This is a genomic window from Methylobacterium sp. PvR107 (genome assembly GCF_017833295.1).
Classification (GTDB): domain Bacteria; phylum Pseudomonadota; class Alphaproteobacteria; order Rhizobiales; family Beijerinckiaceae; genus Methylobacterium.
Genome location: NZ_JAFIBW010000001.1, coordinates 3,704,521 through 3,725,230, shown reverse-complemented (window position 1 = coordinate 3,725,230; position 20,710 = coordinate 3,704,521). Strand labels below are relative to the sequence as shown.

Here is a 20,710-nt window from a genome sequence, read left to right as displayed (position 1 = left end):
TGGTTTGAAAGCCCCTCGACCCTGAAGCCGAGGGGCCAACCGCTCAAATCTCAGTTCCCTCTGCCAGGATCAGGGCATCCTCGACGTCGACACCGAGGTACCTGACCGTGCTCTCGATCTTGGTATGGCCGAGCAAGATCTGGACGGCACGCAGGTTGCCGGTCCGCTTGTAAATCAACGACGCCTGTGTAGGGCGGTGACAAAACCATCCACTGGAGCGTCGGCGTCGTGCTGATGCGGGCGGCGTAAAAGCCGGCCAGTGGAGAAGCTTCTCTTTCGAGAGGAGCTGGGGATGTTTGCCGTGGAAGTCTACGCGGCCGTTCGGCAGTTCGTGTTTATCGAGGGCAACTCTCGGCGTGAGGCGGCTCGAGTGTTCGGGCTGAGCCGAGAGACGATCGCCAAGATGTGCCGGTTCTCCCTGCCGCCGGGCTATACGCGCTCGAAGCCGGTCGAGAAGCCGAAGCTTGGGCCTCTTCTGCCGGTGATCACGGCCATCCTGGAAACGGACCGAAGCGCGCCGATCAAGCAGCGGCACACGGCCAAGCGGATCTTCGAGCGTTTACGCGACGAGCACGGCTATGCCGGCGGCTACACGGTGGTGAAGGACCACGTGCGGATCTGCCGATCGCAGGGGCGGGAGACCTTCGTGCCGCTGGCCCACCCGCCTGGCCATGCCCAGGTTGACTTCGGCGAGGCGGTGGCCACGATCGGCGGCGTGCGTCGCAAGATCCATTTCTTCTGCATGGACCTGCCGCACTCCGACGCCTGCTTCGTGAAGGCATATCCGCGGGAGACCACCGAGGCGTTCCTCGACGGGCACGTCGCCGCCTTCGCCTTCTTCACGGGCGTGCCGCTGTCGATCCTGTACGACAACACGAAGATCGCGGTCGCCAAGATCTGCGGTGACGGGCAGCGCGAGCGCACGCGCGCCTTCACCGAGTTGGTGAGCCACTACCTGTTCCGCGACCGCTTCGGCCGTCCGGGCAGGGGCAACGACAAGGGCAAAGTCGAAGGGCTGGTCAAGTTCGCCCGGTCCAACTTCATGACCCCGGCTCCGGAGGCAGCTTCGTTCGAGGCGCTGAACGCTGATCTGGAGCGACGCTGCCGAGTCCGGCAGGATGAGTGTGCCGGTCGGTCTGCCGAGCTCATCGGTACGCGGCTCGTGGCCGACCGTGCGGTCCTGCGCGCCCTGCCGGCGGTCCCGCTGGAGCCGTGCGAGAAGCGGGCTGGTCGTGTCTCCTCGACCGCGCTGGTGCGCTATCACGGCAACGACTACTCGGTGCCCACCGCCTACGGCTTCCGGGACGTGCTGGTGAAGGGCTTCGTCGACGAGGTCGTGATCCTGTGCGGCGGGATCGAGATCGCCCGGCACGAACGCAGCTACGGCACCGGCGTGTTCGTCTCCGAGCCGCTGCACTACCTCGCGCTGATCGAGACCAAGCCGAACGCCCTCGACCAAGCGGCGGCCCTCCAGGACTGGGATCTGCCCGAGGCGTTCCAGCACCTGCGCCATCTCCTGGAGGCGCGCATGGGCAACCGGGGCAAGCGCGAGTTCATCCAGGTGCTGCGCCTGATGGAGGCGATGCCCAAGGACGTGGTGGCCGCAGCCGTCGCGGAGGCGATCCGGCTCGGGGCGATCGGCTTCGATGCGGTCAAGCTGATTGCGCTGGCCCGACTCGAGCACCGACCGCCCCGGCTCGACCTGGCAGCCTATCCGCACCTGCCCAGAACCACGGTGCGGACCACCGTGGCTGCCGACTATGCCGTGCTGGTGCCGGAGGTGGCCGCATGAGCCTGGCGCGCGACGAGACCACGCCGGGCGTCCTGCTGGCTCACCACCTCAAGCAGCTCAAGCTGCCCACGGTGCTGCGCGAGTACGACAAGGTTGCCCGCGAGTGCGCTCAGAGCGGCCTGGACCACTCGCGCTACCTGTTGCGGCTGGTTGAACTGGAGCTGATCGACCGTGAGCGGCGCATGGTCGAGCGCCGCATCCGGGCGGCGCGCTTCCCGGCGGTGAAGAGCCTCGACACGTTCGACTTTGCCGCGATCCCGAGCCTGAACAAGATGCTCGTGCTGGAACTGGCCCGCTGTGGCTACATCCTCGGCCGGGAGAACGTCATCGCACTTGGCAACTCGGGCACTGGCAAGACCCACATCGCCTTGGCTCTCGGCTTGGCGGCTTGCCAGAAGGGCTTCTCGGTCACGTTCACCACCGCGGCCTCGCTGGTCAACCAACTCCTGGAGGCGCGCGACGAGCGTCGTCTGCTCCGGCTTCAGCGCGAACTAGCCGCGGTCAAGCTCCTGATCGTCGACGAACTCGGCTACGTGCCGCTGTCGTCGACGGGGGCGGAGTTGCTGTTTGAGGTCTTCTCGCAGCGCTACGAGCGTGGCTCGACCGTGGTGACCTCGAACCTCCCGTTTGAGGACTGGACGTCAGTTCTGGGCTCGGAACGGCTCACGGGCGCGCTGCTCGACCGGCTGACCCACCACGTCAGCATCCTGAGCCTGAACGGCAACAGCTACCGCCTCAAAACTTCCCGCAGCCGGCGCGGCCGGGCCGAAGGGGCGGAGCAAAACCAGGCCACCGCCGATCCTCACGACCCCGAGACGGGCGAGATCCCGCCGGCCTGACCCTTACGATCGGCGACGAACGAAGAAGGGGCCCGATCGGGCCCCTTCTTCGTTCGAGCTGCACGTTGCCAGTGGCCTGATTTTGCTCCGACACGGCGGCCTGGAATTGGTCCGCCCTTTACAGCGAAAATTGGTTGGAGACGGGTTCGCATGTGACTGCCTCCACCACCAGGCAGTTTTTGGAAACTGCGTGCCTGGTGGTCGAGACGAAAAATGCGGCGGTGTCCGCGGCTTCGCGACGTCTCCACGACGATTTATCAGTCTCCACCCCGTCAGACCACGGATAGGCGCCTGAACGAGGTCGCCGTCTCCGCTGCTGCCAAACTTGTTTCCGCGCACTTGATTCGATGACCGATGCATAGGTCGTTCGCCGCGGGCGCACGGCGATGCGAACGCGAGCGGTCGCCGACGACGCAAGGATGGTAGCGCTGACGTTCGGCTCCGACGGCGGGGGATCGGATCGCCCGGTGATGGACCCGGCGCGTCGATGCGGTGGCGCGGCGATGCGCTCACAGGCCCAGGGCGTGCTCCTGCTCCGCCCAGGATGCCGGCAGCCCGGCCAGGTGTCGGACACCGATGCCGCGCGGCAGGCGCCCGTCGACGATGGCCCGCACGATCCGCGGGGCGAGATGGGCGAGCGGCAACACCATCTGCACCGCGCGTTCGCTACAGCCCTCGCGCAGCGCGATGGCCGCGGTGCCCACCGCACGCACCGCGACGAGGTCGTCGACCCAGGCGCGGCTGCGGGCGATGGCCGTGAGGATGCGCGCGCGGTCTTCGACCTTCATCGGCCGCAAGCCATCGCGCTCCACCCCCGGGGGCACGACGATCTCCCGGCGGCGGCGATGCCCCGCGGGCGACCAGGGATTGCGGATCGGATCATGCTCGTCCCCGCCGACCAACTCGATCAACAGCGCGTCGGGACGGACCGTCACCCGCGCGAGGTGGGTCGCGATCACCTCGGCGTCGCTGAGGATCTCGGACACTGGATCGGATGGCGAGGCGGATGCGCCAGTTGAGAGAAGCGTCGCGCGCAGCGCCTGGACCACGCTGGCCTCGACCGCGTGGGCTGCGATGCGCCGGACCGCACAGGTTGGCCGCTCCCGTACCGCCGCCCGGCTGACGTAGTACCGGTAGCGCCGCGCGCCCTTGGCCGTGTGGCTCGGGGTCATCGCCTGGCCGCGCTCGTCCCGGATGCGCCCGGTGCGCAGATGCGCGCCTTCCCTCCGCCGGGCGGTGTGGGCGTGGGTAGCGGGCTTCATCGCGGCATGCGGTGTCAGACGGCCTCCGTCCGCAGCGGCGGCCTGCAGCAGGCCAGCCTCGGTCCGGTTCAGGGGGACGGTCGTCGGGCCGGCGGCGGTATTCGTAGCTGCCTCGGCCCGCGGCTGCGTCGGGCCGGTCAGCACACACGCTCTGTCGAGGGCGACAGACCAGTCGAAAGTACCGGATCCCGCCGACATCCGCGTCGTAGTCCGGGAAGGCCCTCGCCAACGCGAAAAATTGACCCACTCCGGTCATTAAAAGCCACAACCCTGCGGGACTGGATCTGGCTGAATGCCGCCGGTTTGGTTCCGGCGACTGAAGCCGTGAAGCGGACATTCGATACGGCTCGGCCGGCGGGCTCAAGGTGACCTTTCACCGGACTTCGGTTGGGCATCGGCAGCTCCTTCACCCGTCAACGCGCCACCCGCCCACACATCGCAAGCCGCCCGGGGACGTGTTCTGAGAGAGATACCGGGCAGCCATCTTTCGATGGAGCACCGGAATTTCGTGGATTGATCGACCCTGGCTTCGTGCAAGAATAGACCGGGCTGCACGTGGTGTTTCGCGAGAGCGAGCAAGCAATGGCCAAAGTCGCGCCTTTAGCGCTCCACGTTCCAGAGCCAGCGGTCCGGCCGGGCGGGGTTCCGGATTTCTCCAGCGTCAAGATCCCCAAGGCCGGGGCGGTGCCGCGTCCCGACGTCGATACCGGTTCGGAAGCGATCCGGGAACTGGCCTTCTCGATCATCCGCGTCCTGAATCGGGAGGGTGAGGCGGTGGGGCCGTGGGCCGACTTGCTCAGCGACGATGAACTCCGGGACGGCCTGCGGGATATGATGACCCTGCGCACCTTCGATGCGCGAATGCTGCTCAGCCAGAGGCAGGGCAAGACGTCCTTCTACATGCAGCACCTTGGCGAGGAGGCCGTAAGCTGCGCCTTTCAGAAGGCCCTCGCGCCGGGAGACATGAACTTCCCGACGTACCGGCAGGCCGGACTCCTGATTGCGAGCGGTTATCCGCTGGTGACCATGGCGTGTCAGATCTACTCGAATGCAAGAGATCCGCTGAAGGGCCGCCAGCTGCCGGTTCTGTATTCGTCAAAAGAGCATGGGTTCTTTACGGTATCGGGGAATCTTGCCACGCAATATGTGCAGGCGGTCGGGTGGGCGATGGCCTCCGCGATCAGGCGGGACACGAAGATCGCGGCGGCCTGGATTGGGGACGGCTCGACGGCCGAGTCAGACTTTCACGCCGCACTCGTCTTTGCGTCGACCTATAAGGCCCCCGTCGTGCTCAACATCGTCAACAACCAATGGGCGATCTCGACCTTCCAGGGCATTGCCCGGGGCGGGGCCGGAACCTTCGCGGCGCGCGGCCTGGGGTTCGGCATCCCGGCGCTCCGGGTCGACGGCAACGATTACCTGGCCGTCTACGCGGTCGCCGAATGGGCCATCGCGCGGGCCCGGAGCAATCTCGGGCCGACGCTCATCGAGTATGTGACCTACCGCGTGGGAGCGCACTCGACGTCGGATGACCCCTCGGCCTACCGTCCGAAGACCGAATCCGACGCCTGGCCCCTCGGCGATCCGGTCATTCGGTTGAAGAACCACCTGATTCGGCGCGGCGCGTGGTCCGAGGAGCGGCACAGGCAGGCGGAGGCCGAGATCCTCGAGTCGGTGATCGCGGCGCAGAAGGAGGCGGAGAGTTTCGGGACGCTCCATTCCGGCTCGAGGCCGTCGGCGCGGGAGATGTTCGAGGGCGTCTACGCCGAGATGCCGCCGCACCTGCTCCGTCAGCGCCAGCGGGCCGGAGTGTAGGCCATGCCGCGCATGTCGATGGTCGAAGCCATCCGTGACGCGATGGACGTGATGATGGCGCGCGACGAGAGCGTCGTCGTCTTCGGCGAGGATGTCGGCTATTTCGGCGGCGTCTTCCGCTGCACCTACGGGCTACAGCAGAAATACGGAACGTCACGCTGCTTCGACGCACCCGTCAGCGAATCCGGGATCGTGGGAACGGCCGTCGGCATGGCCGCCTACGGCCTGCGGCCCTGCGTCGAGATCCAATTCGCCGATTACGTGTACCCGGCCTACGACCAGATCGTGTCGGAGGCCGCGCGGCTGCGGTATCGCTCGAACGGCGAGTTTACCTGCCCCTTGGTGATCCGCATGCCGACGGGCGGCGGCATCTTCGGCGGACAGACCCACAGCCAGAGCCCGGAGGCGCTCTTCACCCACGTCTCGGGGCTCAAGACCGTCGTCCCCTCAAACCCCTACGATGCCAAGGGGCTGCTCATCGCAGCGATCGAGGATCCGGATCCCGTGATCTTCCTCGAGCCGAAGCGGCTCTACAACGGCCCCTTCGACGGGCATCACGAGCGCCCCGTCACGCCGTGGTCGAAGCACGCGGCCAGCGACGTTCCGGCCGGCCACTTCGCTCTCCCGCTCGGAAAGGCGTCCATTGTTCGTGCGGGATCAGACGTCACGGTGCTGGCCTACGGGACGATGGTGCATGTCGCACAGGCGGCCGTCGCGGAGACCGGCATCGACGCCGAGATCATCGATCTGCGTACCCTGGTTCCATACGATCTCGACACGATGGTTGCCTCCGTCGCCAAGACCGGTCGCTGCGTGGTCATCCACGAGGCGACGCTGACGTCGGGGTTCGGCGCAGAACTGGCTGCCCTCATCCAGGAGACCTGCTTCTACCATCTCGAGGCACCGGTCGCCCGGGTTGCCGGATGGGACACGCCTTATCCGCACGCGCAGGAATGGGACTACTTCCCCGGGCCGGGACGTGTGGCGCGTGCGCTGGTCGAGACGGTGGAGGCCTGACATGGGCGAGCACCTGATCACCATGCCCGATATCGGCGAGGGGATCGCCGAAGCCGAACTGGCCGAGTGGTTCGTGAAAATGGGCGAGTTCGTCCATGAGGACGCCGTGCTGGCCGCCGTCACCACCGACAAGGCGACCACGGAGATCCCCTCGCCGGTGACGGGGCGCGTCGTGTGGCTCGGGGCCGAGGCCGGCGACGTCGTCGCTGTCGGCGCGCCGCTGATCCGTCTGGCGGTCGAGGATGCGGGCGATGCCGATCAAGTCCCCGACGGCCTCCCCGTGACGAACGCGGATCAGCCCTCCCCTGCGCCCGGCCGTGATCCTGCCGCCGGGCATAGGGAGGGTGGGAAGGCGAGCGCGTCGCCGGCGGTCAGGCATCGCGCATGCAAGGCCGGAATCGATCTGGGTCGTGTGCCCGGCTCGGGGCCTTCAGGCCGCGTGACGCACGAGGACCTCGACGCCTATCTGACCGGTGGCGCGCGAGGGACGGGGACGCCAAGCCCCAGTCCGAACACAACGGTCGAGCAGATCAAAGTCACGGGTGTCCGCCGCAAGATCGCGGAGAAGATGACCCTCGCGGCCTCGCGCATTCCCCACATCACCTATGTCGAGGAGGTCGACGTCACGGCGCTCGAGGATCTCAGGTCCGCGCTCAACGCGAACCGGCGCGCGGAGCGACCGAAGCTGACGCTGCTCCCGGTCCTGATGCAGGCTCTGGTGAGAGCCATCGCCGACCATCCGCACCTGAACGCGCTCTACGACGATGAAGCCGGCATCCTCCACCAGCACGGCAGCGTGCAAATCGGCGTCGCGACCCAGACCCCCGCGGGTCTCGTCGTTCCCGTCGTCCGGCACGTGGAGGCGCGGGACCTCTGGGACTGCGCCGCCGAACTGAACCGCCTCTCGGAGGCGGCCCGAACGGGCTCCGCCACGCGGCAGGAATTGAGCGGCTCGACGATCACCATCACCTCGCTCGGTGCCTTGGGCGGCATCGCCTCGACCCCGATCATCAACCATCCGGAGGTCGCCATCATCGGCGTCAACAGGATCGCGATGCGGCCGGTCTGGAACGGGGCGGCGTTCATCCCGCGCAAGATGATGAATCTGTCGTCGAGCTTCGACCATCGCGTCATCGACGGCTGGGATGCGGCTGTGTTCGTCCAGCGGATCAAGACGCTCTTGGAAACGCCGGCTCTGATCTTCGTGGATGCGTAGCTCGGCACCGCCTCGTGCCGGATGCTTGCCCTGAGGCCATCCCGCCCGCACGCGGTCCCGGCCTCACGCCTTGCCCGGAGGGACGCCCCGGTCGAAGCGCTCCAGCAGCCGCTCGGCGCGGCGCAGGTGGGGGCGGTCGAGCATGGCCCCACCCTGCCCGATCACCCCCGTCCCCGGCGAACCCGCGAAGGCCGTGACCACGGCCTGCGCTTCGGCCAGGGCCGCCTTGGAGGGCGAGAAGGCCGCGTTGATGATGGGAATCTGGGCCGGGTGGATCGCCAACTTCCCGACGAACCCGTCCCGGCGCGCCGCGCGGCATTCCCGTTCGAGCGCCGCGAGGTCCCGATAGGCGAGATGAACCGTGTCGATCGCGTCTGTCTCGGCTGCGGCCGCCGCGAGCAGGGTGAGATCGCGCGCCAGGCGATACGGACCGGTCCAGGCGCCGGTCCCGTCGCGGTTGGTCTCGGCCCCCAGATCGGCGGAGAGATCCTCCGCCCCCCAGGTGATCCCGCAGAGACGCGGATGCCCCTCGGACAGGGTCGTCAGCGCGAGGACGGCGCGGGCCGTCTCGGTGGCGATGGGCAGGATCCGCGTCGCGCCGGCAGCGATGCCGCTGGCGGCCTCGAGCCGGTGGAGATGTGCATCGAGCGCGCGGATGTCCGCGCTCATGACGGCTTTGGGCAGGACGATGCCGTAAGGTCGCGCCGGCATCACCGCCGCGAGGTCGTCCTCGGCCCAGCCCGTCCCGAGCGCGTTCACGCGCACGAAAACAACCGGCCCCCCGGCGGCGCTCCCGACCTCCTTCAGGAACGCGGCGGCCTGCCGGCGCGCCGCCGCCTTCCCACTCGCGGCGACCGAATCCTCCAGGTCGACGATGAGGGCGTCGGCACCGGCGTTCAGCGCCGTCTCGAGCTTCCGCGGGGCGTCGCCCGGAACGAACAGCAGCGCGCGCATCGGCGTCACGCTCCGCTCGTTGCGGGCCGACGCCGCATGAACGCCTGCCTGCGGCACTCGGCAACCAGAACGTCATCCTGCCGGTAGGCCCGGTGGATGAGATCGACGATCCCCGCATCGGCGCGGGAGCGCGAGACGCGCTTCGCCGCCACCTCGGTGGTCACGCGGATGGTGTCGCCCTCGAAGAGCGGGGCCGGGAAGCGCACCTCGGTCATGCCGAGATTGCCGATCGTGGTGCCCAGCGTCAGGTCGTTGACCGCGATGCCGATCATCAGCCCGAGCGTGAACAGCGAGTTCATCAGCGGCCGACCCCACTCCGTCTCGGTCGCGCAGAAATGCGCGTCGATGTGGAGGGGCTGCGGGTTGAGCGTCATGCTCGAGAACAGGATGTTGTCCGTCTGCGTCACCGTGCGGGTGAGCCGATGGGACAGGACCGCGCCGACCTCGAAATCCTCGAAATAGAGGCCGCCCCGCGGGTGGGGCGCGTGGGAGGAGGGAGTCATTCGGATTCCGCCTGCGTCAGGGTGAACAGGCTGGCGCCCTCCGCCACCTGCAGGCCGGGCTCGGCCGTCACCGCGCGGACCGTACCGTCTGCCGGTGCGGTGAGCGTGTGCTCCATCTTCATCGCCTCGATGGTGCCGAGGCGCTGGCCGCGCGTGACACGGTCACCGGGCGCCACATGGACGGCAACGATCCGGCCGTGCATCGGTGCGGTGACGTCACCCGCCTGCACCGCCTGCGCCGAGGCGGCCTGCGCCGGATCGGGCGCCTGAAGGCTGATCTGGCGCCCCCCGTGCAGGACGAGAATCCCGCACCCGGTGGGCACGACCTCGATCATCCGGTCTTCAGCCGCGCGGGTCGGACAGGCTTTCCCCCGGTAGCGGACCTCCGGCGGGCCGCGCGCGCCGGGATCCGGCCAGACCAGGGTGACCTCGTCGCGCCGACCGTCGATCCGGAGCGGCCAGGGCTGCCGGCGCGGCGCGCCGAGCTGAAAGCCGTCGGCGCAATCCCAGGGTGAAGCCGTCCTGCCCTCCATTGGCTGCGGCTCGAAGCCCAGCAGCGCCAGCACCCCGAGGCCGATGCAGGCCGGGTCGATGTCCGACGGGAACTCCGCGAGCCTGTCCCGCTGGCGCTCGATCAAGGCGGTGTCGTACCGGCCGGCCTGGACGGCCTCGGACGCGGTCAGGCGCCGCAGGAAGGCAAGGTTCGTCCGCGGTCCGGCAACGCAGGTCGCGTCGAGCGCCCGACGCAGGCGTGCGATGGCCTCGGCGCGCGTTGGGCCGTGGGCGATCAGCTTGGCGATCAGCGGGTCGTAGTGAGGGCCGACGACGTCGCCGGCACGCAGGCCCGTATCGACGCGCACGGCCTCGGGCAGGCGCAGCGCGTGGAGTCGGCCGGTCGAGGGCAGAAAGCCCGCCGCCGGATCCTCGGCGTAGAGCCGCGCCTCGATCGCGTGCCCTTCGATCCGCAGTTCGTCCTGGCTTGCGGGAAGCGGCTCGCCGGCGGCGACCTTGAACTGCCACGCGACGAGGTCGAGGCCAGTAATCGCCTCGGTGACCGGATGCTCCACTTGGAGACGGGTGTTCATCTCCATGAACCAGAAGCTCTCGGGCGTGAGGGCTTGGTCTCCAGCGGCGAGGAATTCGACCGTTCCGGCGCCGACATAATTGACCGCCCGGGCGGCATCGAGGGCGGCCTGTCCCATCGCCGCGCGCACCGCCGCCGTCATGCCCGGCGCGGGCGCCTCCTCGATGACCTTCTGATGGCGGCGCTGCAGGGAACAGTCGCGCTCGAACAGGTGGACCGCGCCGCCCTGCGCGTCGCAGAAGACCTGAACCTCGATATGGCGCGGGTTCGGCACGTACCGCTCGAGCAGGACCTGCGCTTCGCCGAAGGCGCTCGCGGCCTCGCGTCGCGCACTCTCGAGGGCCTCGGTGAAGGCCGTCGGCTCATCGACGCGCCGGATCCCCTTCCCGCCCCCGCCGGCGACCGCCTTGATGAGCAAGGGGTAGCCGACAGTCTCGGCCTCGGCGCGGAGGGTGTCGCTCCCTTGATCCTCGCCATGATAGCCGGGAACGACGGGCACGCCGGCTGCCGCAACAAGCGCCTTGGCGCGATGTTTCAGGCCCATGGCCCGGATCGCGGCGGCGGACGGCCCGACGAAGACGATGCCGGCCTGCCCGCAGGCTTCCGCAAGGCCCGGATGCTCGGACAGGAAGCCATATCCCGGATGGAGGCAATCGACCCCGGCCCGCGAAGCGGCCTCCACGATCCGATCGATCCGCAGGTAGGAATCCACGGCCGGCGCCGGCCCGATCGGGTAGGCTTCGTCGGCCAGGGCCACGTGCAGCGACGCGCGGTCGGCCTCCGAGTAGACCGCGACCGTCCGCAACCCGAGGCGCCGCGCCGTGCGCAGGACCCGGCACGCGATCTCGCCACGATTGGCGACGAGGACGGAGGTGAGGGGTCGGGTCATCGGTGGGCGCCTCACATCCGGAACAGGCCGAAGCGCGTCTCGTCGACCGGTGCGTTGAGGCAGGCGGACAGAGCCAGCCCGAGCACCCGCCGGGTCTCCTCGGGCAGGATGATGCCGTCATCCCAGAGCCGGGCCGTGGCATAGTAGGGCGAGCCTTCCGCCTCGAAGGCGGCGCGGATCGGCTGTTTGAACGTCTCCTCGTCGCGGGCGCTCCAGGTTTCGCCCGCGGCCTCGATGTTGTCGCGCCGGACGGTGGCGAGCACGCTCGCCGCCTGCTCGGCGCCCATCACGGAGATGCGCGCGTTCGGCCACGAGAACAGGAACCGGGGCGCGTAGGCGCGCCCGCACATGCCGTAATTGCCGGCGCCATAGGACCCGCCAACGAGAAGCGTCAGCTTGGGGACGGCAGCGGAGGCGACCGCCGTGACGAGCTTGGCGCCGTTGCGCGCGATCCCGCCGGCCTCGGCGTCGCGCCCAACCATGAAGCCGACGATGTTCTGAAGGAACAGCAGGGGAATGCGCCGCTGGCAGCACAGCTCGATGAAATGCGCGCCCTTCAGCGCGCTCTCAGAGTAGAGGATGCCGTTATTGGCCAGGATTCCCACCGGTATGCCCCAGAGCCGCGCGAAGCCGGTGACGAGGGTCGTGCCGTAGAGCCGCTTGAACTCATCGAATTCCGACCCGTCGACGATCCGGGCGATCAGCTCTCGGGCATCGTATTGTTTGCGCAGATCGACCGGCACGATCGCGTCGAGGTCGCCCGGATCGAGGCTGGGTTCGACGGGCGGCCGGATATCCAGGTCCGGCTGCTTGCGGGTGTTCAGGGTGCCGACGATGCGGCGCAGGATTGCGAGCGCATGCGCGTCGTCGGCGGCCTCGTGGTCGGCGACGCCGGACAGCCGGGTATGGACCTCCGCGCCGCCGAGTTCCTCGGCCGACACGATCTCGCCGGTCGCGGCCCTTACGAGGGGCGGGCCTCCGAGGAAAATCGTGCCCTGGCCGCGCACGATCACGCTCTCATCCGACATGGCCGGCACGTAGGCGCCCCCGGCCGTACACGAGCCCATCACGCAGCTGATCTGCGGAATACCGGCCGCCGAGAGCCGGGCTTGGTTGTAGAAGATGCGGCCGAAATGATCACGGTCGGGAAAGACTTCCGCCTGCTGCGGCAGGTTGGCGCCGCCCGAATCGACCAGATAGAGGCAGGGTAGACGGTTCTCGCCCGCGATCTCCTGGGCGCGCAGATGCTTTTTGACCGTCAGAGGATAGTAGGTGCCACCCTTGATCGTCGCGTCGTTGCAGACGATCATGACCTCGCGGCCGGAGACCCGGCCGATGCCGGCGATGAGGCCGGCCCCGTGGATCTCGCCGTCATAGAGTCCATAGGCGGCCAACGTCCCGATCTCGAGGAACGGCGAGCCCGGATCGAGCAGCTGCACCACGCGGTCGCGCGGCAGCAGCTTGCCGCGCGCGCGGTGCCGGGTGCGGGCTTTCTCGGAGCCGCCCGCGGCGACCATCGCGCGGCGTTCCTTGAGGGTGCTGCGCAGATCGGCCCAGGCTGCCCGGTTCTCGGCGGCAGCCTCGGAGGTCAGGTCGGCGCTGGTGCCCAGGATCGTCACGCTTCACCTCAGCCCGGGGCTCGGGCGAACAGCTCGCGCCCGATCAGCATGCGGCGAATCTCGCTGGTGCCCGCCCCGATTTCATAGAGCTTGGCGTCACGCAGCAGTCGGCCGGCCGCGTAATCGTTGGTGTAGCCGTTGCCGCCGAGGAGCTGGATGGCATCGAGGGCGCACTGGGTCGCCCGTTCGGCCGCGAACAGGATCGCCCCTGCCGCATCCTCGCGCGTGGTCTCGCCCCGATCGCAGGCCCGTGCCACGGCGTACACGTAGGCGCGCGCGGCGTTGGCCTGCACGTAGATGTCGGCGAGCTTGCCCTGGACCAGCTGGAACGCGCCGATCGGCTGGTCGAACTGCCGCCTCTGGCGGACATAGGGCGTCACCACGTCGAGGCAGGCCCGCAGGATGCCGAGCGGACCGGCCGCGAGCACGACGCGCTCGTAGTCGAGGCCCGACATCAGCACGCCGACGCCGCCACCGACCGCCCCGAGCACGTTTTCCTCCGGTACTTCACAATCCTCGAAGATCAGCGCCGAGGTGTCGGAGCCGCGCATGCCGAGTTTGTCGAGCTTCGGCCCGGTCGAGAAGCCGCGGAAGTCCCGCTCCACCAGGAAAGCGGTGATGCCGTGCGCGCCGGCCTTGGGATCAGTCTTGGCATAGACCACAAACGTGTCCGCGACGGGCCCGTTCGTGATCCACATTTTGGAGCCGTTGAGTCGATAGCGGTCGCCACGCTTCTCGGCGCGCAGGCGCATGCTCACCACGTCCGATCCCGCCTCTGCCTCGGACATGGCGAGCGCACCAACCCGCGTTCCCGCGATCAGGGCCGGGAGATAGCGGCGCTTCTGCGCCTCTGTCCCGTTGCGTCGAATCTGGTTGATGCAGAGATTCGCGTGCGCACCGTAGGAGAGACCGACGGAGCCGGAGGCCCGCGACACCTCCTCCATGGCGACGCAATGCTCCAGATATCCGAGCCCGAGCCCGCCGAACGCCTCCTCCACTGTTATCCCGTGCAGCCCCATGGCGCCCATCTCGGGCCAGAGGTCGCGCGGGAAGGCATTGCTGCGGTCGATCTCGACCGCGCGCGGCGCGATCTTGCTTTGAGCGAAGGTGCCCACGCTCTCGCGAACAGCGTCGGCGACTTCACCGAGACCAAAATTGAAGTCGCGTGCGGCGTCCCGGATCATCGGTTTCCTCCCCACGGGGCGGGTCGGAATTATAAGCCCAAGTCTCGCCGAAGGGGCTACCATCCTTAAGCAGAATCGTGCGCCGACGCACCGGAAACGGCGCGTTCGCGAGATGCTGGGGGCGACGGCCATGACCGCAGACGATGTGCTCAGTTACGTGCACGGAGCCGACACGACGCCCCTGATCGGCCGTACGATCGGGCAGATGCTCACGCGCGCCGCCGCGTTGTGGCCCGATCGCGTCGCCCTGATCGCGGACGGCCAGCGGCTGAGTTGGGCCGAGCTCGACGACCGCGCCACGAGTCTGGCCGCCGGCTTTCTCGCCCTCGGGCTGAAGGTGGGCGATCGCATCGGGATCTGGTCGCTCAACAATACCGCCTGGGCGCTCACCCAGTTCGCCGCCGCCAAGGCGGGGCTGATCCTCGTCACGGTCAATCCGGCCTATCGGCTGACGGAGCTTGAGTTCGTCCTGAACAAGGTCGGATGCGCGGCGCTGGTCACCGCGACGCGGTTCAAGAGCAGCGAATTCCTGGGCATGGTGAATGCCCTGGCTCCGGAGCTCGCCTCCGCGACTCCGGGCGCTCTGCATGCCGCACGCCTGCCCGCGCTCCGGCTCGTGCTCCGGATCGGACGTGAGCCGACACCCGGCACGCTCGCGCTCGAGGACGTGGCGGATCTCGGGAGCACCGGGCACGGAGCGATCGCCGCTCTGGGCGAGAGCCTGCAATGCGACGATCCGGCGAATATCCAGTTCACGAGCGGCACCACCGGCGCGCCGAAGGGCGTGGTGCTGTCGCACCACAACATCCTCAATAACGGCTACTTCGTCGGGCGGACGATGTGCCTTGGCCCTGACGACCGGATCTGCATCCCGGTGCCGCTCTATCACTGCTTCGGGTTGGTCATGGGCAACCTCGCGGCTCTCACATCCGGTGCGGCCATGGTTTACCCGGGCGAGGGCTTCGACCCTCTCGCGACGCTGCGCTCCGTCGCCGAGGCGCGCTGCACGGCCCTCTACGGGGTGCCGACCATGTTCCTCGCGGAACTCGATCACCCGGATTTCGACAGGTTTGACCTCTCGAGCCTGCGGACCGGCATCATGGCCGGTGCTCCGTGCCCGGTGCCGCTGATGCAGCGTGCCATCGAGCGGATGAACCTTTCCGAGATGACGATCTGCTACGGTATGACGGAGACGAGCCCGGTCAGTTTTCAGAGCGCTGTCGACGATCCCTTCGAGCGGCGCGTCTCAACGGTCGGACGCGTGCACCCGCATCTCGAGGTGAAGATCGTCGACGTGTCCGGGCGCGTCGTCCCGCGCGGCGTGACGGGCGAACTCTGCACCCGGGGCTACAGCGTCATGCGCGGCTACTGGGAGGAGGCCGAGCAAACGGCCGCCGTGCGGGATGAAGCAGGCTGGCTGCACACGGGCGACCTTGCCATCCTGGATGGGGAAGGGTTCTGCCGCATTGTCGGGCGGATCAAGGACATGGTGATCCGCGGCGGCGAGAACGTCTATCCACGCGAGGTCGAGGAGTTCCTCTACCGTCATCCTGCGGTCCAGGATGTTCAGGTTTTCGGCGTGCCGGATCCCCGATATGGCGAGGAGGTCTGCGCTTGGATCCGACTTCGGCCCGGCGCCTGCGCGACGGCCGACGATCTGAGAGACTTCTGCGCGGGCCAGATCGCCCACCAGAAAATCCCGCGCTACATCGAGTTTGTGGACTCATTCCCGATGACGGTCACAGGCAAAGTGCAGAAGTACCTGATGCGCGAAGCGATGATCGGCAGAATGTCTGATAAGACGATGGCTGATCATCGCATGGGCGATATCTGACCCCATCGGAGGCACGTTGGGGATCATCAGCCATCCACCACAAGATCTTCGGCACTACCCTGAACGCGATTGCGGCGTGATGCCGACGAAGGACACGGTTCTGACTTTCACTGCCGTCGACACGATCGTCAGTCGGCGCGAGTAGAGGCTGGCGACGGTGCGTCCGACCCGCACGACAGAGACCAGAAAGGTCAGGACGCGGGGTGCCACGAGGTTGAGCATGAGCTAACTTGACGCTGCGCGGTCATCGCGGCGTGAGACAGCTCGGAAAGACGCTGGCGGACAATCGGAGCGAAGCCATGAGGTTTGTCGCACGCCGCAGCTGTTATCTCGTCGACCTCACTGCCGTTCTGTGTTCGTTGGCAACCGTCACAATGGCCGACGATGGCCGTGGCCTGCGGCGCGGTGGCGACCCGCAGCAGATCAGCATCTCCGGCCTCTCGTCCGGCGCCGCGATGGCAGTCCAATATGCGGTGGCCCACTCCAGCACGGTCACGGCTGTGGGGGCTGTCGCTGGGCCGCAATGGGCCTGCGCTGGTGGAAGTCTGTCGCGGGCGGTTAATGCCTGCATGTGTGGCCGCGACGCGCTCACCCCGACGATCGACACGGCCCATCGCTTGGCCGCCAGAGGAGCGATCGACGATCTCCCCTCCGGAAAGCCGCAATCCCTGCGCCGGTCGTGGGTGTTCCAGAGCCCTGCCGATGAAACCGTCACAGCAGCGTCGGGTGGAGCGGATGCCGTCTTTCTGACGGCCTTTATCGGCTCGGAACCGGAACTCGATCGCGGCAACGCCGCCGACGGAAGTGACCGGGCCGGACATGGCATCATCTCACCCGGGGGCACGGATGCATGCGCCGACGACGGTACGGAGGCAAGCTTCATCCGGCGATGCGGCGCGGAGGACAACCCCGGTAAGATGTTCCACGCGTTGTTCGATGCGCAGGCGCCATACGATCCGGACCAGCGGGCGCCGCAAGTCCCAGCATCCGAGGTGTGGGCCTTCGATCAGCAGCACGTCATCGAGCAGGTAAAATCCAGCCATCCTCCCCTTGCGGATGACTACTTCAACGCTTTCTGGTTTTGGTGGCCGGACCAGAGCGCGCGACGCAGCAACCTCGATATGGCCTCGACAGGGTACATCTACGTGCCGCCCTCATGTCGTACGGCGAGCAGCGCCTGCCGCGTCCACATCGCGCTCCATGGCTGCAAGCAGGACGCCCGGCAGTTCGCGCAGCTGGCCGGCTACAACGAATGGGCGGAGCGCTACAGAACCATCGTCGTCTATCCGGCAATCGCGCCGAGTGAGGCGGTACCCGGAGCCGTCTGCCGTTTGCCAGCTGTCGACGGCGTGGCCGACGCCGCCTGGATCGAGCCGAACCCGAACGGCTGCTGGGACTGGTGGGGGTATCTCGACACATCCTCGAACAAGGGGCGCTATCTCACGAAACAGGCGCCACAGATCCGGGCACTCGAGGGTATCATCGCCGAGGTGACGGCGCCTGGCTCGAACTGAACGCCTGCAGCGGACAACCAGCCTTGGGACGTTCGCCTTCGCGTGTTCACCATCACTGCGCCAGAAGATTCTGCAGACACGAGAGACCGGATCAGGAATTCCCCGGTCAACTGTTACCGAAACTCAGGTTTTCAGAACGATGCAGGCGCCACCCACGGTGTGGATCTTCGCGCATAGCGCGTCAGCCTGCTCCCGGTTCTGAGCCGGTATGCGGATCCGGTAGAACGCTTGCGTCCCACGGCTGCGCAGCCGCGTCCCGATGACCATCGGACGCATCTGCCCGATGACCTTGGCGTAGGTTGCCTGCGCCTGCGAGAAGCTTCGCAGCGCGAGGGCCTTGGAGAAGTTGGCGGCCAGCTGAATGCCCCAGGGCCCCCAAGGCGGCGGGACCGGCTTCTCGACAGGGCCAGTACCGTGGCCCCGGGCATACCGGTTGTCTCCCGACGGTGGACGCTCGGCGAACTGGCCGGCCCGGGACGGGATTTGCAGGGCCGCCGTCACTTGCAAGCAGGTGTGCAGGGTTTCCTCTCGCGGGGCTCTCGGCGTCTGCGCAGCGTCGGCCTTGCGCTCTGCATCTTTCACCTTCGCGACAGCCAGCCCCGGGGGAGCAGCCTTCTGCGATGCTCTGGCGGGCCTGCTGGCCTCGTCCTGCTCTCCGGCCCGCTTGGCCTCTGACGGGGCAGCCTCATCGCTCGTGCCGCCACGCCACTCCTCGGCCGGGCTTGCGGTGATCCAGAGCACGTAGGCGCGGGTCTCGGCTGGCAAGTCGCCGCTGCCCGCCAGCCAGTTCGTCACGCGCTGTGCGCCACCATTGTAGGCCGCAGCGGCGAGCCCAAGATTGCCGAAATGGCGTTTGAGGTCCGCGAGGAGATGTGCCGCGTGCGGGATCGCCTGTTCGGGGTCGAACGGGTCGAGCAGGCCGCGCTCCAGCGCGGTCCCGGGCATGAATTGCGCAACCCCTTGCGCGCCAGCGGGGCTCACGACGCCGACGCGGAAGCTGCTCTCGCGCCAGATCAGCCGCGTGAGAAACGGGACCGGCAAGCCGCGGGCCTTGGCGGAGTCCTCGATAAGGCGGCAGAGCGCCTGCTCCACGGTCTCGGTCGAGCTCTCAGGGAGCGCGGCGCAGGTGGGCGTCGCGAGAACGACGATGCTGAGCGCGACTGCCGGTGTGAGGAGCAGCTTTGGCATGATCAGGACGCGGCTGTAACGCGTCCCGCTGGAATTGTGATCCGTTGCGCGTTGACGTGCTCGACAGCCGCGAGGGGATGCCCAGAGCCGCCCAATCCGATACAGCGACCGCCAGATCCAATCGGCTAAATGTCGGAAGGAGAACGCGGCGTATGATGAGCACGCGCGTCGGCCGTGCGGCCCCGTGCTGCACGGCCTGCCACCCCACCGTTGGTGACCACGACCTTGGTCGTGCCCGGCCCCTCTGATCGCACGAGCGTGAACAGCGCGGCAGCATGCGACGGCGCGAGCCGGACGCACCCGTGCGACGCCGGTCGCCCGAGCTGGCGTGTCGCGCGGCTGCTGTGGATGGCGTGCCCGGCCGCCGTGAAGAAGATCGAATAAGGCATCGGGGCGTCATCCCACTCCTTGGAGTAGTGCAGCTTTGCCAGCCACAAAGGGCGGAACGTGCCTGCCGGTGTCCTATAGGGCGCTCGTGCCGTTGAGACCGCCCAGGAGTAACGGGGCTTCCCATCAACCGTCACCCGCATGCGCTGAGCGGCCTTGTCCACCGTGATCAGTACCCGTGCAGGAGCCGCAACAGCGGGCTTGGTGTCCTCGCCGGCCGGCAGCGTTCCGGGCGGGTGTTCGGAGGCGGGAGGGAGGGGGCTCGCAGGCTCGGGGGCGATGGCTGCCGAGAGTGGCACTTCCGGTGCGTCAGCCGTGGTCGGGGGAGTTGTGGTCGAGCTCGGGATGGGTGTTCTGTGGGTGGTGCTTTCCGGCGGTTCCGGAGAGGAAGCGACAACCGGTAGGATCCCGGGCGCCGCCGGGGGCCTTGTCTCGTTCGCGTCGAAGGTGCTGCCTGATGCAGCGGGCGGATTGCGCAGTTCAGGGCTGGGGGCAGGATTTTGCGAAGTGACGGCTTGCTCTGCTGATGCGCCGGGAGGAGTAGCGCTCGCCGCCGTAGGTCTGTGTTGATCGAGCTTCCGCTGCGCGTTCAGCTTCGCAGCTGGCTCTGATTTCTCCTTCTGCCGTCGCTCCGCGGCCTCACGTGCGAGCCGTTTATCGAGCTCCAGGCGATCACGTTTTGCCTCTTCTAGAACCTTGAATGGATCGACGAACTGGGCGGAAGCTAGGTTCGCGCCAGCTGTCGTGAGGATGCACGATGCAATCAGCAGTTTGATAACCTGCATCGTTCGTCTCCGGCGGAAACACCAAGCGCGGCCGTATCAACATAATCGGCCCTTGAAGCCAAGGTTCCGGACACGACCTGGCGAAGCGGTATCGAGAGCTATGAGACGGGGACTAACGCGGCGGATTGCCTCCAGCGGCAACGTTGCGCGATGCTTCGTAGGCCATCCTTGTGCAAATGGCTGATCGGGGCGGATTTGGTTGAAAAACTCCAAGTCTGCATTTCAGGCGCCATGCGAGGCGGCGCTCTGGAGAATGTTCATCTCTCGTCGCTGGCACAATCCCACGACTGCGGCGAGCTTCGGGCAAGCCGATAGCAGGACTTTCTCCGTCTGGAGCGCTCGGCATTACTGCTTCGGCCCAGTCTCGAATTTTTCAACGCAATCGGCGGATATCGTCCGCTTTCGGCGGCATGGATATGGATGGCTGAATGGCCGGGTTGGTCGCCGAGCCGAACGACCGGTTTTGCACCCATCGGTGATCCGGCAGGGCGAAGTCTGGCCGAAAGCTGCCGGTCCGCTTTCTAGCAAGCGATGGCTCAGAGCAGACGTCGCCGTTCGCGGGAGCGTTTTCCCGACACCTGAAAACCCGACACGCTTTCCCGACAGAAGGGAGGTCATTCCGAGCGCGTTCCATTTCGCGCGGGGCCTTGTCGGGAAAGCGATCGAATAGCCGACGCCCGACAATCCCGGCGTCTCGCGTATGGCTATCGCGAGGGACGCTGTGCCTGGACGATGGCCGCTTTGACGCGTGCCACACCTGCCGACGCGATGTCGGGATAGGGACAGGTTCGTGCCGCCTCACCCGCCCGTCGCCGGGCGGTGTGTGGC

At 67.5% G+C, this 20,710-nt stretch carries 15 protein-coding genes and 1 pseudogene; 7 read left to right on the top strand and 9 right to left on the bottom strand.

Annotated elements, in window-relative coordinates:
- Nucleotides 1–43: 43 nt before the first annotated feature.
- A pseudogene (locus JOE48_RS31075) lies at nt 44–196 on the bottom strand (integrase); the annotation flags it as partial.
- 96 nt (nt 197–292) lie between these two features.
- Between JOE48_RS31075 and istA the strand changes: the two are divergent.
- Nucleotides 293–1,792 (top strand): IS21 family transposase, encoded by a 1,500-nt coding sequence (istA, locus tag JOE48_RS17535; protein WP_210025731.1) that lies wholly within the window; start codon nt 293–295, stop codon nt 1,790–1,792.
- A complete protein-coding gene (gene istB, locus JOE48_RS17530) occupies nt 1,789–2,631 on the top strand; it encodes an IS21-like element helper ATPase IstB (protein WP_210025729.1) in 843 nt (280 codons plus the stop codon). The genes istA and istB overlap by 4 nt, the downstream gene beginning before the upstream one ends.
- Nucleotides 2,632–3,140: 509 nt before the next feature.
- Here the strand turns inward: istB and JOE48_RS17525 are convergent.
- Nucleotides 3,141–4,037, bottom strand: a complete 897-nt coding sequence (locus JOE48_RS17525) for a zinc ribbon domain-containing protein (RefSeq protein ID WP_210031720.1) — start codon at nt 4,035–4,037, stop codon at nt 3,141–3,143.
- A gap of 438 nt (nt 4,038–4,475) precedes the next feature.
- Here JOE48_RS17525 and JOE48_RS17520 point away from each other — a divergent pair, with 438 nt between their 5' ends.
- Genes JOE48_RS17520 through JOE48_RS17510 form a run of 3 tightly spaced genes read left to right on the top strand, consistent with a single transcriptional unit; the run spans nt 4,476 to nt 7,941 of the window.
- The gene (locus JOE48_RS17520) at nt 4,476–5,708 is read left to right on the top strand and encodes a 3-methyl-2-oxobutanoate dehydrogenase (2-methylpropanoyl-transferring) subunit alpha (RefSeq protein WP_210031719.1); all 1,233 of its coding nucleotides are present in this window, start codon (nt 4,476–4,478) and stop codon (nt 5,706–5,708) included.
- Nucleotides 5,709–5,711: 3 nt separating this feature from the next.
- Nucleotides 5,712–6,725, top strand: coding sequence for an alpha-ketoacid dehydrogenase subunit beta (locus JOE48_RS17515; protein ID WP_210031718.1), 1,014 nt, complete (start codon nt 5,712–5,714; stop codon nt 6,723–6,725).
- A gap of 1 nt (nt 6,726) precedes the next feature.
- Nucleotides 6,727–7,941: a dihydrolipoamide acetyltransferase family protein gene (locus JOE48_RS17510; protein ID WP_210031717.1), complete on the top strand. Its 1,215-nt coding sequence runs from the start codon at nt 6,727–6,729 to the stop codon at nt 7,939–7,941.
- A 63-nt stretch (nt 7,942–8,004) separates the two neighbouring features.
- On the opposite strand, the gene JOE48_RS17505 is transcribed toward JOE48_RS17510, so the two are convergent.
- Genes JOE48_RS17505 through JOE48_RS17485 form a run of 5 tightly spaced genes read right to left on the bottom strand, consistent with a single transcriptional unit; the run spans nt 8,005 to nt 14,174 of the window.
- Complete coding sequence (locus tag JOE48_RS17505; protein WP_210035867.1) at nt 8,005–8,895, bottom strand: CoA ester lyase; 891 nt, start codon at nt 8,893–8,895, stop codon at nt 8,005–8,007.
- A 5-nt stretch (nt 8,896–8,900) separates the two neighbouring features.
- Nucleotides 8,901–9,398, bottom strand: a complete 498-nt coding sequence (locus JOE48_RS17500; protein ID WP_149314282.1) for a MaoC family dehydratase — start codon at nt 9,396–9,398, stop codon at nt 8,901–8,903.
- Nucleotides 9,395–11,371 (bottom strand): biotin carboxylase N-terminal domain-containing protein, encoded by a 1,977-nt coding sequence (locus JOE48_RS17495; protein WP_210031716.1) that lies wholly within the window; start codon nt 11,369–11,371, stop codon nt 9,395–9,397. The genes JOE48_RS17500 and JOE48_RS17495 overlap by 4 nt, the downstream gene beginning before the upstream one ends.
- A gap of 11 nt (nt 11,372–11,382) precedes the next feature.
- Nucleotides 11,383–12,990, bottom strand: coding sequence for a carboxyl transferase domain-containing protein (locus tag JOE48_RS17490; RefSeq protein WP_312893272.1), 1,608 nt, complete (start codon nt 12,988–12,990; stop codon nt 11,383–11,385).
- An 8-nt stretch (nt 12,991–12,998) separates the two neighbouring features.
- On the bottom strand, nt 12,999–14,174 hold the full coding sequence (locus tag JOE48_RS17485) for an acyl-CoA dehydrogenase family protein (RefSeq protein ID WP_210031715.1): 1,176 nt from the start codon (nt 14,172–14,174) through the stop codon (nt 12,999–13,001).
- 130 nt (nt 14,175–14,304) lie between these two features.
- Here JOE48_RS17485 and JOE48_RS17480 point away from each other — a divergent pair, with 130 nt between their 5' ends.
- Together JOE48_RS17480 and JOE48_RS17475 are read left to right on the top strand one after the other, a co-directional pair.
- Nucleotides 14,305–16,008 carry an AMP-binding protein gene (locus JOE48_RS17480; RefSeq protein ID WP_210031713.1) on the top strand — a complete coding sequence of 568 codons (1,704 nt, stop codon included), beginning with the start codon at nt 14,305–14,307 and terminating at the stop codon, nt 16,006–16,008.
- Nucleotides 16,009–16,238: 230 nt separating this feature from the next.
- Nucleotides 16,239–17,522 (top strand): PHB depolymerase family esterase, encoded by a 1,284-nt coding sequence (locus JOE48_RS17475; RefSeq protein WP_245252868.1) that lies wholly within the window; start codon nt 16,239–16,241, stop codon nt 17,520–17,522.
- Nucleotides 17,523–17,645: 123 nt separating this feature from the next.
- On the opposite strand, the gene JOE48_RS17470 is transcribed toward JOE48_RS17475, so the two are convergent.
- Complete coding sequence (locus tag JOE48_RS17470) at nt 17,646–18,710, bottom strand: lytic transglycosylase domain-containing protein (protein WP_210031711.1); 1,065 nt, start codon at nt 18,708–18,710, stop codon at nt 17,646–17,648.
- Between the two features lie 125 nt (nt 18,711–18,835).
- Nucleotides 18,836–19,882 carry a L,D-transpeptidase gene (locus JOE48_RS17465; RefSeq protein ID WP_210031709.1) on the bottom strand — a complete coding sequence of 349 codons (1,047 nt, stop codon included), beginning with the start codon at nt 19,880–19,882 and terminating at the stop codon, nt 18,836–18,838.
- Nucleotides 19,883–20,710 lie beyond the last annotated feature (828 nt).